Here is a 15,210-nt window from a genome sequence, read left to right as displayed (position 1 = left end):
GATTGAATGACTGTTCAACCCACTTCTTCCCGCTTGCCTGTGCCGGATGCGCTGATGCAGGCGCACAGCGACGCCCTGCACCAACAGATCAAAGCGCATATTGAGCAACAAGGCGGCTGGATTTCCTTTGCGGATTACATGCAGCAAGCCTTGTATACGCCACACCTCGGATATTACAGCGGCGGCGGCAATAAGTTCGGTATAGGCGGCGATTTTGTGACCGCCCCGCAGATTTCGCCACTTTTTGCGCGCGCCATCGCCAACCAGCTTGCTCCAGTGTTGTTAGAAACCGGGGGGGCTATTTTGGAGCTCGGTGCAGGCACCGGCAGATTGGCGCAAGGCTTGCTGCGGGCGCTGCATACCCAGCACCAGCTGCACCCACACTACTACATCCTTGAGGTAAGTGCCAACTTACGGATGCGCCAGCAAGAAAGCTTGCAGGCAGGCTTGCCAGCCGAACTTTATGCACGGGTGCAATGGCTGGATCGTTTGCCTGAGCAATTCACGGGCGTGGTGATTGGCAATGAAGTGCTGGATGCAATCCCGGTACAGCTGGTGGAGTGGCATGGCGGCCGCTGGCTGGAGCGCGGGGTTGGCTATGAACATGGTTTTGTATGGCAAACGCGCCCTTTGCAAAATGAAGCAGACGTCGCACACATCGACGCCGCTCAGTTGCCAGAAGGGTATCTCACCGAAATCAATCCTGCAGCACAAGGATTGATCGCCAGTCTCGCCGCGATGTTGCAGCAAGGATTGATCTTGCTGCCTGATTACGGCTTCAGTGCCCGCGAGTACTATCACCCGCAGCGCAACCAGGGCACACTGATGTGTCATTATCAGCACTATGCGCATGATGATCCCTTGCGGTATCCCGGCTTGCAAGACATCACCGCCCACGTCGATTTTACCGCCATGGCCGAAACGGCATTGGCACATGGACTCGATTGCGCGGGATACACCAATCAAGCCCAGTTTTTGATCAATTGCGGCATTCTGCAATTGCTACAGCAGATCAATCCCGAAGACAGTGCCCATTATTTGCCGCAGGTGGCTGCGGTGCAAAAGCTGTTGTCACCGGCGGAGATGGGTGAATTATTCAAGGTATTGGCTTTGAGTAAAGGGATCTCGTTGCCATTGCTGGGCTTTTTGCAAGGGGATAAGCGGCATCAGCTTTAAGTTTAGGCCGGTCGATGGCGGCCGTGTCTGCTTGAATCAGCCATGGTTGCGCTTGAGTGAATGCAACCTTGATTGACACATTGTTGTACTCGCGAGTGGTTGCAATGAAGCTGAAAGCGCAGACCGTAAAAATCACAAAATCAAAAGCATGCCTCTCAAGTATAATGCGCCCCATGAGTGAATTAGACCAAACCCTCCCGATTGACGAAGCGCCTTATCAACGCCGTATCCGCAGTTTTGTGCTGCGTCAGGGCCGCTTGACCAAGGGCCAGGAGCGCGCATTACAAACGGCCTGGCCGCAATTCGGGATCGAGTATGCAGCGCAGCCGCTCGATCTGAATCAGGCATTCGCGCGTAGCGAGAGCAAAAAAATCCTTGAGATCGGCTTTGGCATGGGGGATGCGACGGCAAAGATTGCACAAACCTTGCCTGACTATGACTTTCTGGCAGTCGAGGTACATACTCCAGGCGTGGGGAGTCTGCTCAAGTTGATGCAGGAGGGGGATATCCAGAATATCCGTATTATTCAGCATGATGCGGTTGAGGTGTTACAGCAGATGTTGGCAGACGGTTCGCTGGATGGCGTACACATTTTCTTTCCCGATCCCTGGCACAAAAAACGTCATCACAAACGTCGATTGATCCAGGCTGAGTTTGTAAAACTGTTGTGCTCAAAATTGAAAGCGGGCGCTTACATTCATGTGGCGACTGACTGGCAGGAGTATGCCGAGTGGGTACTTGAGGTATTGCGCGCAGAGCCACAGTTGCAGAATACTGCGGCAGATTATGCCGAGAAACCGGCCTACCGTCCGCTCACCAAGTTTGAAAACCGGGGTCTCAAGTTGGGACACGGGGTGTGGGATTTGGTGTTTAGGCGCGTTTAAGGTCCACTAAAAAGGCAGACTGTGCGTCTGCCTTTTTTATTCGCTGGCTGGCGCCACCGCTTCCGTTTGGGTGTCACCACCGAAGAACCATTCGCCCAGCACTTTTTCTGCTTCATCAACCCCTTGCTTTTTCAGGCTGGAAAAGAGTTGCACGGAGATGGCATTTCCCCAGTTGGCTTGGAGCTCTTTGCGGACTTTACCTAAGGTGATGGTAGATTCGCTTCGCGACAATTTGTCGCTTTTAGTCAGCAGTACGTGCACCGGTTTGCCGCTGGGACAGAACCAGTCCAGCATTTGCCGGTCTAGTGGTGTGAGTGGGTGACGGCTATCCATGACCAGTACCAGGCCGGCCAGGCTGCTGCGTTCGCTCAGGTAGCGGGACAGCACGTTTTGCCAATGCATGCGCATGGCTTCAGGCACCTTGGCGTAACCGTAGCCAGGCAGGTCAACCAGGTGCTTGTCATCGCCCAGGGTGAAAAAGTTAATCAGCTGTGTGCGGCCTGGTTGCTTGCTCACAAACGCGAGCCGGTTGTGGTTGGCCAAAGTGTTCAGCGCGCTCGATTTTCCGGCGTTAGACCGGCCGGCAAATGCTACTTCAATGCCACTGGCTGGGGGCAAGTCCCGCAGGTGGTGTGCAGAGAGGTGAAAGCTGGCATTTTGGAAAACAGGCATGATGGCGTTGAGCTGACTCAAGATTTGTGGACTATTCAGGCTTGCATGCTATCACGAACAGGCTTTGTTTGATAAAATGCTGCAGAATAAAAACGTTGGGGCATTCAGATATGTTAAAGAGTTTTAAAGCGGGATTGTTTTTATTGCTGGCAACTGGCTTGCAGCCTGTTTTTGCTGAGGAAGCGGCCCCTGCGGCGGCGCCAGCGGTCAATGGCCCTGAGAAAATCGTGCAGAACGTCTGTGCGGCTTGTCATGGCGCAGATGGTAACAGTGTGATTACGACCAACCCCAAGTTGGCGGGTCAGCATCCTGAGTATCTGGTCAAGCAGTTGACTAACTTTAAGGAAGGCACGCGTGCCAACGCAGTGATGTCCGGCATGGCCGGTGCCTTAAGCCAGGAAGACATGGAAGGCCTGGCAAAATACTTTTCTTCCCAAAGCATCAAGCTGAACAAGGCGAAAAGCAATGGTAAAGGCTCACTGGGCGAGAAGATCTATCGCGGCGGGATTGCTGCAACGCAAGTGCCTGCCTGTGCAGCTTGCCATGGCGCGACGGGTGCCGGATTGCCCAAGCAGTTTCCGCGCTTGGCCGGGCAGCATGCAGATTACACCTTGCAGCAACTGCGTACTTTCCGCACTGGTGAGCGCGCCAATGCACCAATGATGATGACCATCGCCGGTAAAATGAGCGATGCCGAGATGCAGGCTGTTGCAGACTATATCCAAGGCTTGCGTTAATTTTTGACTGCTCGAAAAAGGTGGCTTTGGCCACCTTTTTTACTGTAGCCGTATGCAACCTTTGCAGTTTTGTGTCGTCCACAACAGCGGGCCTTGCGTTAAGACCGTGACTGACCAGCAACCAAACTTATCCATCTTTTGACGAGAACGATTTGAAATCTCCAGCTTCATTTTCCCGGCGTGTTTATGAGTTACTGAGTTCCATGCGTTTTGCCGTGAGCTTGTTAACGCTGTTGGGCGTTGCGTCGATTATTGGTACCGTACTCAAGCAGAATGAGCCCTATACCAATTACATCGTCAAGTTCGGTCAATTCTGGTTTGAATTGTTCGAATTGCTGGGGTTGCTGGATGTCTATCATGCGGCGTGGTTTTTGGTGATTTTACTGTTTTTGGTGATTTCAACTACCTTGTGCGTGCTGCGGAATACACCGCTCATGCTCAAGGAATGGAAAACCTATAAAGAGCATGCCACTGAAAAATCCTTACGTTTATTTGAGCATCAGGCCAGCCTGACGACGGCTTCGGCAGCAACCGCCTTACAGTCACAGTTGTCCGCCTGGTTGACGGCAGAGCGTTACACTTTTAAGGCCACGCCACAAATTAATGGCGATGTGCTGATTGCGGCCAAATTGGGGACGCATCAGCGCTTGGGCTATATCTTTACGCATGCCGCGATTGTGGTGATTTGTTTTGGTGGCCTGCTCGATGGCAATTTGCCGTTCAAGATTCAGGAATTGCTGGGTTACAAAAAGGTTGAGACGCGCGATATTCCTTCACGCCAGGTGCCGCCTGAGAGTCGGCTGGGGGTGGGCAACCTTTCATTCCGCGCCAATATGACCTTGCCGGAAGGCGAACGGGATAACGTGTCTTTCTTACGGGTGCGTGATGGCTATCTGGTCCAAGAATTACCTTTTACGGTCATGCTCAAGGACTTTCGTATCGAGCATTACCCGACCGGGATGCCGAAATCGTTTGAAAGCGATATCCTCATCACTGATTCAGACCTGAAGCAACCGATTGAGGCGACGGTCAGAGTGAATCATCCTTTTATTTACAAAGGGATTGCGATTTACCAATCTGACTTTCAGGATGGTGGCTCACAGCTCAAATTCAAACTCTGGGATTTGGCCGCTAACCAGCAGGATGGCTTTGATGTGGATGGCGTGATCTTGCAAAAAGGCTCGCTCGGTGACGGCGCGCAAAAGCTGACCGTCGAATTCAATGAGTTTCGCCAGTTTAATATCCTGAATTTGTCGGCGGATGGTAAAGGTAAGCCGCACAATGTGGGTCCAAACACCACGTTCAAATTGCGCAATGCCAGTGGCCAGGCACGTGAGTATGTCAATTACATGCAGCCTCTGATGCTGGATGGCCGCGCTTATTTCGTCTCTGGCATGCGTGAGACCGTGCAGGAGGACTTCAAGTACTTGCGCATTCCCGCAGATGACGACATGGAAATCACCGGTTTTATGCGATTGCGCCAAACCTTGCGCGATGACAAGTCGATTCAGGCGATCGCGCAGCAGGTGGCCGCGCAAATGCCAGGTAATAACCCCACATTACGAGCGCAGTTTGAGCAAAGCTTGCAGCAATTGCTAATGACCTTCAAGCGTGGCGGCTACAGTGAGTTATCACGCATTATTGAAAGCGCTGTGCCCAAAGACCAACGCGAGCAAGCGGCACAAACTTATCTCAAATTGTTGAACCGTGCAGCGATGCAGGCGTATCAAATGAGCCGTGCACAACGTCACTTGCAGCCTATCGCAGAGGATCAGACCAGCGCCATCTTTATACAGGATAGCCTGAATGCCATGAATGACTTATTCTTTTATGGCACGCCGTATTATTTTCAGCTCAAGAATTACACGCTGAAACAAGCCAGTGGTTTCCAACTGACGCGCTCGCCTGGGCAGAATTGGGTATATCTGGGTTCGGTGATGTTGGTACTGGGTATTTTTGCCATGTTCTATATTAAGGAACGTCGCTTGTGGTTATTGATCAAACCTGCACAGCACGAAGTCCTGGTGGCCATGTCGTCTAACCGTAAAAATATGGACTTGGATCAGGATTTTGCGCGTGCGCGCCAGCAACTTTCAACGCTGTTGCAAGCACCTTCAGCATAATGCGTTATTGAATCGGGGAATAAGATGAATACGTCAACGTTATCCAAGCCAGTATCTTTCTGGCAGTCGTTAAGCAAGTTTGATTGGGTCTATGCCATTCTGTTGCTGGCGGGTGCGGTGTTTTCGTATCAGCGCTATGCAGGCTTCATGGATATTTACGAGGTCAGCTTTCTGTTTGGGGCAGTTGCGGTGTTTAGTTATTTGGGCTGGCGCTGGTCAGCCATTGCCCGCCTGGTCTTGGGTGTGGCTGTGCTGAGCCTGATAGGCGTCTACGTTTATCAGGGCGACTTGAGTCAGGGTGGTCAACGCTTCTTGCTCAAGTTTCTGTTGGCCAGCCAGTCTGCCATCATGTGGATGAATGTGCTGTTTGTACTGGCCATGCTGACCTATTGGCTGGCCATGTTCCAAAAATCAGAGTTCACCGCCAAAGTGGCCTCGGCCCTGACGTGGACGGCGACCTTGTTTGGGTTTGTCGGCCTGATGGTACGCTGGTATGAGTCCTACCTGATTGCACCCGATATCGGCCATATTCCGATCAGCAATTTATACGAAGTGTTTATCCTGTTTTGCCTGATCACGGCTTTGTTGTATTTGCACTATGAGCAATTGTTTAAAACACGCCAATTGGGTGGTTTTGTGCTGGTGGTGATCAATGCCGCGGTGGGCTTTATTCTCTGGTATACCTTTGATCGTCATGCCAACGAGATTCAGCCGTTGGTGCCTGCCTTGCAAAGTTACTGGATGAAGATTCATGTACCCGCCAACTTTATAGGCTATGGTGCCTTCTCGCTGGCGGCGATGGTCGCCGGGGCTTACCTGCTGGCAAAGCGGGGCATTCTGGCGAGTCGCTTGCCCGCGCCGCATGTGCTGGATGATTTGATGTATAAAGCGATTGCGGTCGGTTTTGCATTTTTCACGATTGCAACGATTTTAGGGGCAATGTGGGCCGCAGAGGCTTGGGGGGGCTACTGGTCATGGGACCCTAAAGAAACCTGGGCGCTGATTGTCTGGCTAAATTATGCGGCCTGGCTACATTTGCGTCTCATGAAGGGCTTACGCGGCAGCATGTTGGCCTGGTGGGCGCTGGTCGGGTTGCTGGTGACAACGTTTGCATTTTTGGGCGTGAATATGTTCTTAAGCGGGCTGCATTCTTACGGTACGCTTTAATTTTAAGTAGTCATTTCAACGGGCAGATGTGTAAACATCTGCCCGTTTTCTTTGCTCTTTTTGCCAGATTCCTGGTGTTTTATTTGTTAAATATATTTAATTAATGTTAAAGTAATTGCTGTGCCGGGCTATTCATAGCGTCGGTGCAGATGCGTCTTGGGTCATGCTTTTAACAACAGGTTTAAGCTATCAGGAGGATTTAACATGAAAACACAACAAGGGTTTACTTTGATTGAATTGGCGATTGTGCTTGTGATCGCCGGGTTGCTATTGGCCGGGGTGATGCGCGGGCAAGAATTGATTGCCAACGCCAAGGTGAAAAGTCTCGCCAGTGACTTTAGAAATATCCCCACTTATTTTTATGGCTATCAAGACCGTTTTCGCGTCTTGCCCGGGGATGATCATGCGGCAGATATCCATGTCAACGGCACCAATGCGACTACGAACGGGCAAACACAAAATGGCTTGATTCAAGGTGCTTGGAATTCAAGCACGGATACGGATGAATCATTTTTAATCTGGCAACACTTGCGATTGGCGGGCTTGGCTACCGGATCAACCGACCCCACCAGTACGCAATATGTGCCGCGCAATAGTGAAGGCGGGCAGTTGGGTGTCAGCAACGTGACCGCTTTAACAGCGGTCACCGCAGGCGCGTTTAGCAGTGCGCACGCCATGTGTTCCGATGCGATTTTAGGGCGTTATGCGGCGCAATTGGATACCATGCTGGATGACGGTGTGGGCAATACTGGCGCCATGCGTGTTGTCCTAAATGGCACACCTAGTGCCGGTGTTGCCGCCCCGCTACCCGGCACGGCCTACTTAGTGTGCATGAGTTTTTAGTGTAGAATACAACAGATTGCTGATACAAAAAGCCTGGTTTTTCAGGCTTTTTGTATTATGAGGTTTACATACATCTTTTCAATTTGAATCTGTTTTAGAATAAGAGCCGATTTACAACTCCCACTTCCTATGGCGAACGCAATTGTAGAAATTCAAGACCTGTCTTTCGGCTACAAAGGCCGATTGTTGCATAAAGGCATCAACATGACGTTTCCCAAAGGTAAGGTGGTTGCCATCATGGGCGGCAGTGGCAGCGGTAAAACCACCTTGTTGCGCTTGATCGGTGGGCAGTTAAAGCCGACCAAGGGGCAAGTCAAAGTGGTTGGTGAGGTCGTTCATGAGCAAGATCGTGAAGGCATCTATCGACTGCGCCGGAAAATGGGCATGTTGTTTCAACATGGTGCCTTGTTCACCGATTTATCCGTGTATGAAAATGTTGCGTTTCCGATGCGCGAGCATACCAGCTTGCCCGAAAGCATGATTCGTGACCTGGTGCTGATGAAGTTGAATGCGGTTGGTTTGCGGGGTGCGCATGCCCTGATGCCTACAGAGCTGTCAGGCGGTATGGCCAGACGCGTTGCACTGGCGCGCGCGATTGCCCTGGATCCCAGCATTATCATGTATGACGAGCCATTTGCCGGACTGGATCCGATTTCCATGGCCGTTATTTGCGACCTCATTCGCAGCCTGAATGACGTGCTGGGGGCAACCTCTATCATTGTCACGCATGATGTTGAAGAGACGTTCCAGTTTGCAGACTACGTCTATTTCGTCGCCGACGGCATTGTCGCTGCTGAGGGCACGCCCGATGAGCTGCGTCAGTCCGAGTTGCCGTTTATCCATCAATTTGTGCATGGTGAAAAAGACGGTCCGGTTCCTTTTCATTATGCGGCGCCTGAATATCATGCCAGTTTGTTAAGAGGGGCGCGTTAATGATTGTGCATAAAATCAAGCGGCTGCTGACCAAGCTGGGGGCGGGCTTTATCAATAAAATCTGGCGTCTGGGAGCGGGTGGTCGCCTGTTGTGGTTAACGCTGATTTCCTCCGGCGAGAGTTTTCGCCGCTTTCGGCTCACGATCCGCGAAGTTTATTTTACTGGCGTCCTCTCGCTGATCATTATTCTGGTCTCCGCATTTTTCGTCGGCATGGTGCTGGCCTTACAGGGCTATAACACGTTGCAAAAATACGGCTCGTCGGAAGCGATTGGCGTATTGGTTTCGTTGGCCCTGGTGCGCGAGTTGGGGCCGGTGGTTACGGCCTTGTTATTTGCCGGACGTGCCGGTACCGCCATTACTGCTGAAATCGGGTTGATGAAGGCGACAGAGCAGCTTTCTGCCATGGAAATGATGGCGGTCAGTCCCATCGCACGCGTCATTGCCCCGCGTTTCTGGGCGGGGGTGATTGCCATGCCAATATTGGCGGCCTTGTTCTCGATGGTGGGTATTTTGGGCGGCTATTTGGTGGCAGTGCCTTTGATTGGCGTCGACGCTGGGGCGTTCTGGTCACAGATGCAAGCCAATGTGGACTGGCAGTATGACATCCTGAATGGCGTGTTGAAGAGCCTGGTGTTTGGCGTGGCTTGTACCATGATTGCCTTGTTTGAGGGCTATGATGCACCGCCGACCGCTGAGGGGGTCAGCCGGGCCACAACACGCACAGTGGTGAGTTCGTCACTGGCGGTATTGGGACTGGATTTTATATTAACCTCGTTCATGATCGCGGTTTAGCAGGACAACGTACGAGATATTTGCGGGAGCAGCAATGGAAAGAACAACAATTGATTTATGGGTAGGGATCTTTGTGGCATTAGGATTGGCCGCTTTATTGGGCTTGGCCATGAAAGTGGGCAATCTCACTACCAGTAATATTGGCCAGACCTATACCGTGACGGCGAACTTTGAGAATATTGGCGGCCTCAAACCTCGCGCCCCTGTGAAAAGTGCAGGGGTGGTGGTCGGTCGCGTCAATGATATTGTGTTTGATCCTAAAACTTATGAGGCCGTCGTGAGTCTCAACATTGATGCTCGTTACGCGTTCCCCAAAGATACGTTCGCCAACATTTACACTGCAGGCTTGCTGGGTGAGCAATACGTTGGGCTCGAAGCCGGTGGTGACGAAGTCAGTCTCAAAAATGGAGACAAGATTACACAGACCCAGGATGCAGTTGTGCTGGAAAAACTGATTAGCCAGTTTTTGTATAGCAAGGCGACAGAAAGTAACGACAATGGAAATAAAACGGCAGCAACATCAACCGAAAGTACAGTTGATGCGTTAGATGCCAGCCCGCTTGATAAAGTGGGCAAATAACTCAAACGATATAAAGGGATAGCGATGAAAAAGTGGTGGATGGCAGCAGCCATGTGGTTGGTCAGTGGTGTAGCAATGGCAGCAATGGCGCCCGATCAACTGGTGAAAAAGACCGCCGACGATGTGATTGAAGTCATCAAAAGCGATAAGGATATTCAAGCGGGCAACCAGCAAAAGATTTTCAGTCTGGCAGAAGAAAAGATACTGCCAAACTTTGACTTTGAGAAAGTGTCACGTCTGGTGTTAGGTAAAAACTGGACTAATGCGAGCCCAGATCAGAAAACAGCTTTCCAGGCTGAGTTCAAGACGCTGCTGTTACGCACTTATGCTACTGCATTGTCTAAATATAAAAATCAGGTAATTGAATACAAGCCTTTCCGCATGGAGTCCGGGGCGGATACAGCAACCGTCAAAACGGCGATACAGCAGCCTGGTGGCGATCCGATTGCCGTTGATTACACATTGGGAAAAAAAGGCGACGACTGGAAAGTGTTTGATATCGTCATTGAAGGCGTTAGTCTGGTCACTAACTACCGTAGCCAGTTTGCACAAGAAATTCGCCAAAATGGTCTGGATAGCCTGACGAAAAAACTGGCGGACAAGAACAAGGCAGCCACAGGTAAATAACTGCGTGGTCTGAAGAAATCGGGAGAAACGGGTGGCTCAACTGACGCAACAACAAAATAGTTTGCACTTTAAAGGTGATTTGCTGATTGCCAATATCAGCGAAACTTTAGCTGACTTGCAAAAACTGCAGCTCGCCTCGCCACTGACCCTGGACTTTTCAGGGGTGAAAGAGGTGGATACGGTGGCGATCAGTATGATTCTTGAGATACAGCGCAGACTTAATCATGACTATACGCACCCGGGTAACATGTCAGTCGTCGGGGTGCCAGACAATCTGCGAAGTTTAATGCAGCTATACGGTGTCGATGGATTCTTGTTGAATTAACCACTCACAAAATCGAACAGCCCCAGCTCAGACGAGGTGGGGTTTCGTTTTTTTGGGATAGCGAAAGGATAGACGTGGCCGCTGCCATAGAAATCACAGGAATTACCAAACGGTTTGGTCAGTTTGAAGCCCTAAGGGGCGTGGATTTGCAGATTGAGCAAGGCGAGTTTTTTGCCTTACTTGGCCCTAACGGGGCAGGCAAATCCACGCTGATCAATTTGATGGCGGGGTTGTTGCAACCCACGAGCGGCAGCATCCGCATCATGGGGTACGATGTGCAGTCTGATTATCAGCGTGCGCGTCAGGCATTGGGCGTGGTGCCGCAAGAGCTGGTATTTGATCCGTTTTTCAATGTGCGTGAAATGCTGCGTTTCCAGGCTGGTTATTTCGGGCATGGCCCCGAGAATGATGTCTGGGTCGATGAGATTATCGAAGGGCTGGGGCTCACTGACAAAGCCTATACCAATATGCGAAAACTGTCGGGCGGCATGAAGCGTCGGGCCCTGATTGCGCAGGCGCTGGCGCACAAGCCCCCCGTCATCGTGCTCGATGAGCCGACCGCAGGGGTGGATGTCGAATTGCGGCAAATGCTGTGGGCGTTTATTCAAACACTGAATCAGCAAGGACATACGATTATTTTGACCACGCATTATCTCGAAGAGGCTGAGGCTTTGTGTCAGCGCGTGGCAATGATGAAGCAAGGCCGCGTTGTGGCGCTAGACAGTACGCGCGCTTTGCTCAAGAGCCATGCCGCAAAGCAGTTGTCGTTACGCTTGTCGGCGGCCTTGCCTGCTGTGTTACAGCCGCTACTCAAGCAGCAAAACGGGGAAGAGGTCGTCCTGGCGATCACGGAGTTAACGCAGGTGGAAACGGTGCTGACTGCGTTGCGTCAGGCGGGCGTGCAGGTGCTGGACATGCAACTGCAGGAGGCGGATCTGGAAGATGTCTTTCTTAACCTGGTGGGGAATCAGCAAGGGGTGCTGGCATGAAGTGGCTGAATCCATTTTTTTGGCTGGATGACAAAATCAGCCCGCAGCGTCGCGGCGTTTATACGCTGTTTAAAAAAGAGCTGTTGCGTTTTTGGCGCGTGGCATTTCAAACCATTGCTTCGCCCATTCTGACAGCATTGTTATACCTGCTGATTTTTTCGCATGTGCTGGAGTCCCACGTCAAAGTCTACGATCAGGTCAGTTATACCGCGTTTCTGGTGCCTGGCCTGATGATGATGTCCTTGTTGCAGAATGCCTTTGCCAATAGCTCATCGAGCCTGATCCAGTCTAAAGTGATGGGCAACATTGTCTTCCTGCTACTCACGCCGCTGACGACCATGGAGTTTTTTATCGCTTTTCTGGCGGCATCCATGATCCGTGGTTTAGTGGTTGGGTTGAGTATTTATCTGGTTGCGTTGTGTTTTGTGTCGGTACCAACGGTGCATCCCGGGTGGATTATCACGTTCGCCCTTTGTGGTAGCGCATTGCTGGGCACGTTTGGTGTGATTGCCGGTATCTGGGCGGACAAGTTCGACCAGATGGCCGCTTTTCAAAACTTTGTCATCATGCCGCTGACGTTTTTATCCGGTGTTTTCTATTCGATTCACTCGCTCCCCCCTTTCTGGCAGGCGGTCTCGCAATTGAATCCATTTTTTTACATGATAGACGGTTTTCGTTATGGCTTCTTCGGGCAGGGGGACGTGTCGCCATGGCTGAGTTTGGCAGTGGTGGCTAGCTTCTTGCTCGGATTGGCGTGGCTATGCCTAAAGATGTTAAAATCCGGTTATAAATTACGCAGTTAGCTGGTCAGACCCCTGGCTAGATTCAACTGTATTTTGTAGAACAAGAGAGGTTTTGTGTTAACAGCAGCGCAATTAGAGGCTTATATCCGCAACGGGTTGGAGTGCGATTACCTGAAAGTCAATGGCGATGACGGCACGCATTTTGATGCGGTGATAGTCAGTCCGGCATTTGAAGGTAAACGCATGGTGCAGCAGCACCAGCTTGTCTATGCCGCACTGGGAGACCGGATGCGTGCGGAAATTCATGCGTTGTCTATGCAAACCTATACCCCGACGCAATGGCAGCAACTGCAGGCCTGAAGCGTTCTTAACACGATGGAGTGATGAATCATGGATGTACAAGCAAAAATCAAAGAGACAGTGACCAGCAACAAGGTGGTGCTGTATATGAAAGGTAGCCCCAAGTTTCCGCAATGCGGTTTTTCAAGCGTGGCTGCGCAAATCCTCAACGCCTGTGGTGCCGAGTTTGTTGCGGTAGACGTGTTGCAAGACATGGAGGTGCGTGAAGGCATCAAACAATTTGCTAACTGGCCGACTATTCCGCAACTGTATGTAGGCGGGGAGTTTATCGGTGGTGCCGACATTATGCGCAGCATGTACCAGAGTGGTGAATTGCAAGAACTGTTGGCGAAAGCGTAATTTTGGATAAACTGATTATTGAAGGTGGCGTGCCTCTGCACGGCGAAGTCGTCGTTTCTGGCGCCAAGAATGCCGCGCTGCCAATTCTGTGCGCTGGCTTGCTGGCGGAAACGCCTTTTACGCTCACGGGCGTGCCTGAGTTACGTGATGTGGCGTCTACGCTGAAGCTGCTGGACACCATGGGCGTCAAGGTCAGCAAACAGGCGGATCAGGTCATACTGGATGCCAGCGATGTGGCCTCGTTTGAAGCCACCTATGACATGGTGAAAACCATGCGTGCATCTATCCTGGTGTTAGGACCATTGCTGGCGCGTTTTGGTACTGCCCGCGTGTCTTTGCCTGGCGGATGCGCCATTGGTTCGCGTCCGGTCGATTTGCATATCAAAGGTCTGCAAGCCATGGGTGCTGCCATGCATATCACGCACGGTTACATCCAGGCCAGCACCTTGCACTTGCCTAACCGTCGCCTGCAAGGCACTAAGTATTATATGGATCTGGTCACTGTCACCGGCACAGAAAATCTCATGATGGCCGCTGCGCTGGCGCAGGGCACGACGGTGCTGGAAAACGCTGCCAAAGAACCTGAGGTGGTTGATCTGGCCGAGTGCCTGAATAAAATGGGTGCCAACATTAAAGGCGCTGGCACAGACACGATTACCATCGAAGGGGTGGAGCGTTTGCTTGGCGCACAGCATCATATAGTGTGTGATCGTATTGAAGCCGGCACCTATATGGTGGCCGCTGCCATGACCGGTGGTGAAGTGACCTTGAAAAACGCACGTCCTGATTTGCTGGAGGCGGTGATCGAAAAACTGCGTGAAGCCGGTGCCCAAATCAGTCATGACGCGAACAGTATTACGGTCAAAAGTGATGGCAAACTCAAAGCCGTCAATGTGCGTACGGCGCCGCATCCTGCCTTTCCTACCGATATGCAGGCACAGTTCATGGCCATGAATACGGTGGCAGAGGGCGTATCTACGGTGATTGAAACCATTTTTGAAAACCGCTTCATGCATGTGCAAGAGTTGCAGCGCATGGGGGCCAATATTGATGTGCAGGGCAATACTGCATTGGTGAAAGGTGTCTCCGTGCTGGAAGGCGCAAATGTAATGGCCACCGATTTGCGTGCGTCTGCCGGCTTGGTTCTGGCTGGCCTGGTCGCTGAGGGGGAAACCGTGATAGATCGGATTTACCATCTGGACCGCGGCTACGAAAAACTCGAAGAAAAATTGAATCAACTGGGCGCCAAAGTGCGCAGATCGAATTAATCATGATTACTATCGCACTCAGCAAGGGGCGTATTTTTGAGGAAACCACGCCCTTGTTGGCCGCAGCAGGGATTCAGGCATTAGAAGACCCCGAGTCTTCCCGCAAGCTGATTGTGCCGACCAACCGTGAGGATGTCCGGTTGGTGATTGTCCGTGCGACCGATGTGCCTACCTATGTGCAATATGGTGCAGCAGATATTGGTATTGCCGGTAAGGATGTCCTGGATGAGCATGGTGGAGAAGGCCTGTATCAACCGCTGGACTTGAATATTGCGCGCTGCAAAATGATGGTGGCGGTGCGTGATGACTTCGATTATGAAGCCAGCATCCGTCAGGGCGCGCGCCTCAAGGTGGTGACTAAGTATGTGAAAACCGCACGCGAGCATTTTGCCGCCAAAGGCATGCATGTGGATTTGATCAAGCTTTATGGCTCGATGGAATTGGGCCCGTTGGTTGGATTGGCCGATGCGATTGTGGATTTGGTCAGCACGGGTGGAACTTTACGCGCCAACAAGCTCAAAGCAGTAGAGGAGATTGGTGCTATCAGTTCGCGGCTGGTGGTCAATCAGGCTTCTTACAAAGTGAATCGGCCTTTGTTGCAGCCGATTATTGATAGCTTTGCGGGCGCTGTCCGCAAAGATTAATGTTTA

18 protein-coding genes are annotated in these 15,210 nt (G+C 51.5%); 17 read left to right on the top strand and 1 reads right to left on the bottom strand.

The features are described from left to right. Positions 1-6: 6 nt before the first annotated feature. The gene (locus tag INP77_RS09500) at positions 7-1,176 is read left to right on the top strand and encodes a class I SAM-dependent methyltransferase (RefSeq protein WP_194748779.1); all 1,170 of its coding nucleotides are present in this window, start codon (positions 7-9) and stop codon (positions 1,174-1,176) included. A gap of 173 nt (positions 1,177-1,349) precedes the next feature. Then, positions 1,350-2,060 (top strand): tRNA (guanosine(46)-N7)-methyltransferase TrmB, encoded by a 711-nt coding sequence (trmB, locus tag INP77_RS09495; RefSeq protein WP_194748778.1) that lies wholly within the window; start codon positions 1,350-1,352, stop codon positions 2,058-2,060. A gap of 36 nt (positions 2,061-2,096) precedes the next feature. Here the strand turns inward: trmB and yihA are convergent, their stop codons facing one another. After that, complete coding sequence (gene yihA / locus INP77_RS09490) at positions 2,097-2,732, bottom strand: ribosome biogenesis GTP-binding protein YihA/YsxC (protein ID WP_194748777.1); 636 nt, start codon at positions 2,730-2,732, stop codon at positions 2,097-2,099. Positions 2,733-2,842: 110 nt separating this feature from the next. Here yihA and INP77_RS09485 point away from each other — a divergent pair, with 110 nt between their 5' ends. The 15 genes from INP77_RS09485 to hisG all read left to right on the top strand — a co-directional run bounded on the left by INP77_RS09485 (position 2,843) and on the right by hisG (position 15,204). Beyond that, positions 2,843-3,469 carry a cytochrome c gene (locus INP77_RS09485; protein WP_194748776.1) on the top strand — a complete coding sequence of 209 codons (627 nt, stop codon included), beginning with the start codon at positions 2,843-2,845 and terminating at the stop codon, positions 3,467-3,469. 203 nt (positions 3,470-3,672) lie between these two features. Next, positions 3,673-5,592 (top strand): cytochrome c biogenesis protein ResB, encoded by a 1,920-nt coding sequence (locus INP77_RS09480; RefSeq protein WP_194748775.1) that lies wholly within the window; start codon positions 3,673-3,675, stop codon positions 5,590-5,592. Positions 5,593-5,616: 24 nt separating this feature from the next. Beyond that, the gene (gene ccsB / locus INP77_RS09475) at positions 5,617-6,759 is read left to right on the top strand and encodes a c-type cytochrome biogenesis protein CcsB (RefSeq protein ID WP_194748774.1); all 1,143 of its coding nucleotides are present in this window, start codon (positions 5,617-5,619) and stop codon (positions 6,757-6,759) included. 204 nt (positions 6,760-6,963) lie between these two features. Further along, positions 6,964-7,602, top strand: coding sequence for a type II secretion system protein (locus INP77_RS09470; RefSeq protein ID WP_194748773.1), 639 nt, complete (start codon positions 6,964-6,966; stop codon positions 7,600-7,602). 129 nt (positions 7,603-7,731) lie between these two features. Beyond that, entirely contained in the window at positions 7,732-8,535 is an 804-nt protein-coding gene (locus INP77_RS09465) for an ABC transporter ATP-binding protein (protein ID WP_194748772.1), read from the top strand. Then, positions 8,535-9,329 carry a lipid asymmetry maintenance ABC transporter permease subunit MlaE gene (gene mlaE / locus INP77_RS09460; RefSeq protein ID WP_194748771.1) on the top strand — a complete coding sequence of 265 codons (795 nt, stop codon included), beginning with the start codon at positions 8,535-8,537 and terminating at the stop codon, positions 9,327-9,329. Before INP77_RS09465 ends, mlaE begins: the two co-directional genes overlap by 1 nt. Positions 9,330-9,363: 34 nt before the next feature. Next, the gene (gene mlaD / locus INP77_RS09455) at positions 9,364-9,909 is read left to right on the top strand and encodes an outer membrane lipid asymmetry maintenance protein MlaD (RefSeq protein ID WP_194748770.1); all 546 of its coding nucleotides are present in this window, start codon (positions 9,364-9,366) and stop codon (positions 9,907-9,909) included. A 24-nt stretch (positions 9,910-9,933) separates the two neighbouring features. Then, positions 9,934-10,536, top strand: coding sequence for a phospholipid-binding protein MlaC (locus tag INP77_RS09450; protein WP_194748769.1), 603 nt, complete (start codon positions 9,934-9,936; stop codon positions 10,534-10,536). 31 nt (positions 10,537-10,567) lie between these two features. After that, complete coding sequence (locus tag INP77_RS09445; RefSeq protein WP_194748768.1) at positions 10,568-10,861, top strand: STAS domain-containing protein; 294 nt, start codon at positions 10,568-10,570, stop codon at positions 10,859-10,861. 74 nt (positions 10,862-10,935) lie between these two features. Continuing rightward, positions 10,936-11,850 carry an ABC transporter ATP-binding protein gene (locus tag INP77_RS09440; RefSeq protein ID WP_368667932.1) on the top strand — a complete coding sequence of 305 codons (915 nt, stop codon included), beginning with the start codon at positions 10,936-10,938 and terminating at the stop codon, positions 11,848-11,850. Beyond that, positions 11,847-12,653 carry an ABC transporter permease gene (locus INP77_RS09435; RefSeq protein ID WP_194748767.1) on the top strand — a complete coding sequence of 269 codons (807 nt, stop codon included), beginning with the start codon at positions 11,847-11,849 and terminating at the stop codon, positions 12,651-12,653. The genes INP77_RS09440 and INP77_RS09435 overlap by 4 nt, the downstream gene beginning before the upstream one ends. Before the next feature lie 54 nt (positions 12,654-12,707). Beyond that, complete coding sequence (locus INP77_RS09430; RefSeq protein WP_194748766.1) at positions 12,708-12,953, top strand: BolA family protein; 246 nt, start codon at positions 12,708-12,710, stop codon at positions 12,951-12,953. Positions 12,954-12,983: 30 nt separating this feature from the next. Next, positions 12,984-13,292 (top strand): Grx4 family monothiol glutaredoxin, encoded by a 309-nt coding sequence (gene grxD / locus INP77_RS09425; protein WP_194748765.1) that lies wholly within the window; start codon positions 12,984-12,986, stop codon positions 13,290-13,292. A gap of 2 nt (positions 13,293-13,294) precedes the next feature. Beyond that, a complete protein-coding gene (murA, locus tag INP77_RS09420; protein ID WP_194748764.1) occupies positions 13,295-14,560 on the top strand; it encodes a UDP-N-acetylglucosamine 1-carboxyvinyltransferase in 1,266 nt (421 codons plus the stop codon). A gap of 2 nt (positions 14,561-14,562) precedes the next feature. Then, the gene (gene hisG, locus INP77_RS09415; RefSeq protein WP_194748763.1) at positions 14,563-15,204 is read left to right on the top strand and encodes an ATP phosphoribosyltransferase; all 642 of its coding nucleotides are present in this window, start codon (positions 14,563-14,565) and stop codon (positions 15,202-15,204) included. The last annotated feature ends 6 nt before the right edge of the window (positions 15,205-15,210 follow it).

Source organism: Methylophilus sp. 13 (assembly GCF_015354335.1).
GTDB classification, from domain to species: Bacteria; Pseudomonadota; Gammaproteobacteria; order Burkholderiales; family Methylophilaceae; genus Methylophilus; species Methylophilus glucosoxydans.
Note: the sequence above shows the minus strand (reverse complement) of the source record. Positions and strands in the feature narration are given on the sequence as shown.

Bases quoted from the DNA above. Each gene is read 5' to 3' on its own strand.
- INP77_RS09465 (WP_194748772.1), top strand. From the start codon at position 7,732: ATGGCGAACGCAATTGTAGAAATTCAAGACCTGTCTTTCGGCTACAAA.
- grxD (WP_194748765.1), top strand. From the start codon at position 12,984: ATGGATGTACAAGCAAAAATCAAAGAGACAGTGACCAGCAACAAGGTG.
- mlaD (WP_194748770.1), top strand. From the start codon at position 9,364: ATGGAAAGAACAACAATTGATTTATGGGTAGGGATCTTTGTGGCATTA.
- trmB (WP_194748778.1), top strand. From the start codon at position 1,350: ATGAGTGAATTAGACCAAACCCTCCCGATTGACGAAGCGCCTTATCAA.
- INP77_RS09480 (WP_194748775.1), top strand. From the start codon at position 3,673: ATGCGTTTTGCCGTGAGCTTGTTAACGCTGTTGGGCGTTGCGTCGATT.
- yihA (WP_194748777.1), bottom strand. From the start codon at position 2,732: ATGCCTGTTTTCCAAAATGCCAGCTTTCACCTCTCTGCACACCACCTG.
- INP77_RS09500 (WP_194748779.1), top strand. From the start codon at position 7: ATGACTGTTCAACCCACTTCTTCCCGCTTGCCTGTGCCGGATGCGCTG.
- INP77_RS09485 (WP_194748776.1), top strand. From the start codon at position 2,843: ATGTTAAAGAGTTTTAAAGCGGGATTGTTTTTATTGCTGGCAACTGGC.
- INP77_RS09450 (WP_194748769.1), top strand. From the start codon at position 9,934: ATGAAAAAGTGGTGGATGGCAGCAGCCATGTGGTTGGTCAGTGGTGTA.
- ccsB (WP_194748774.1), top strand. From the start codon at position 5,617: ATGAATACGTCAACGTTATCCAAGCCAGTATCTTTCTGGCAGTCGTTA.
- INP77_RS09470 (WP_194748773.1), top strand. From the start codon at position 6,964: ATGAAAACACAACAAGGGTTTACTTTGATTGAATTGGCGATTGTGCTT.
- INP77_RS09435 (WP_194748767.1), top strand. From the start codon at position 11,847: ATGAAGTGGCTGAATCCATTTTTTTGGCTGGATGACAAAATCAGCCCG.
- hisG (WP_194748763.1), top strand. From the start codon at position 14,563: ATGATTACTATCGCACTCAGCAAGGGGCGTATTTTTGAGGAAACCACG.
- mlaE (WP_194748771.1), top strand. From the start codon at position 8,535: ATGATTGTGCATAAAATCAAGCGGCTGCTGACCAAGCTGGGGGCGGGC.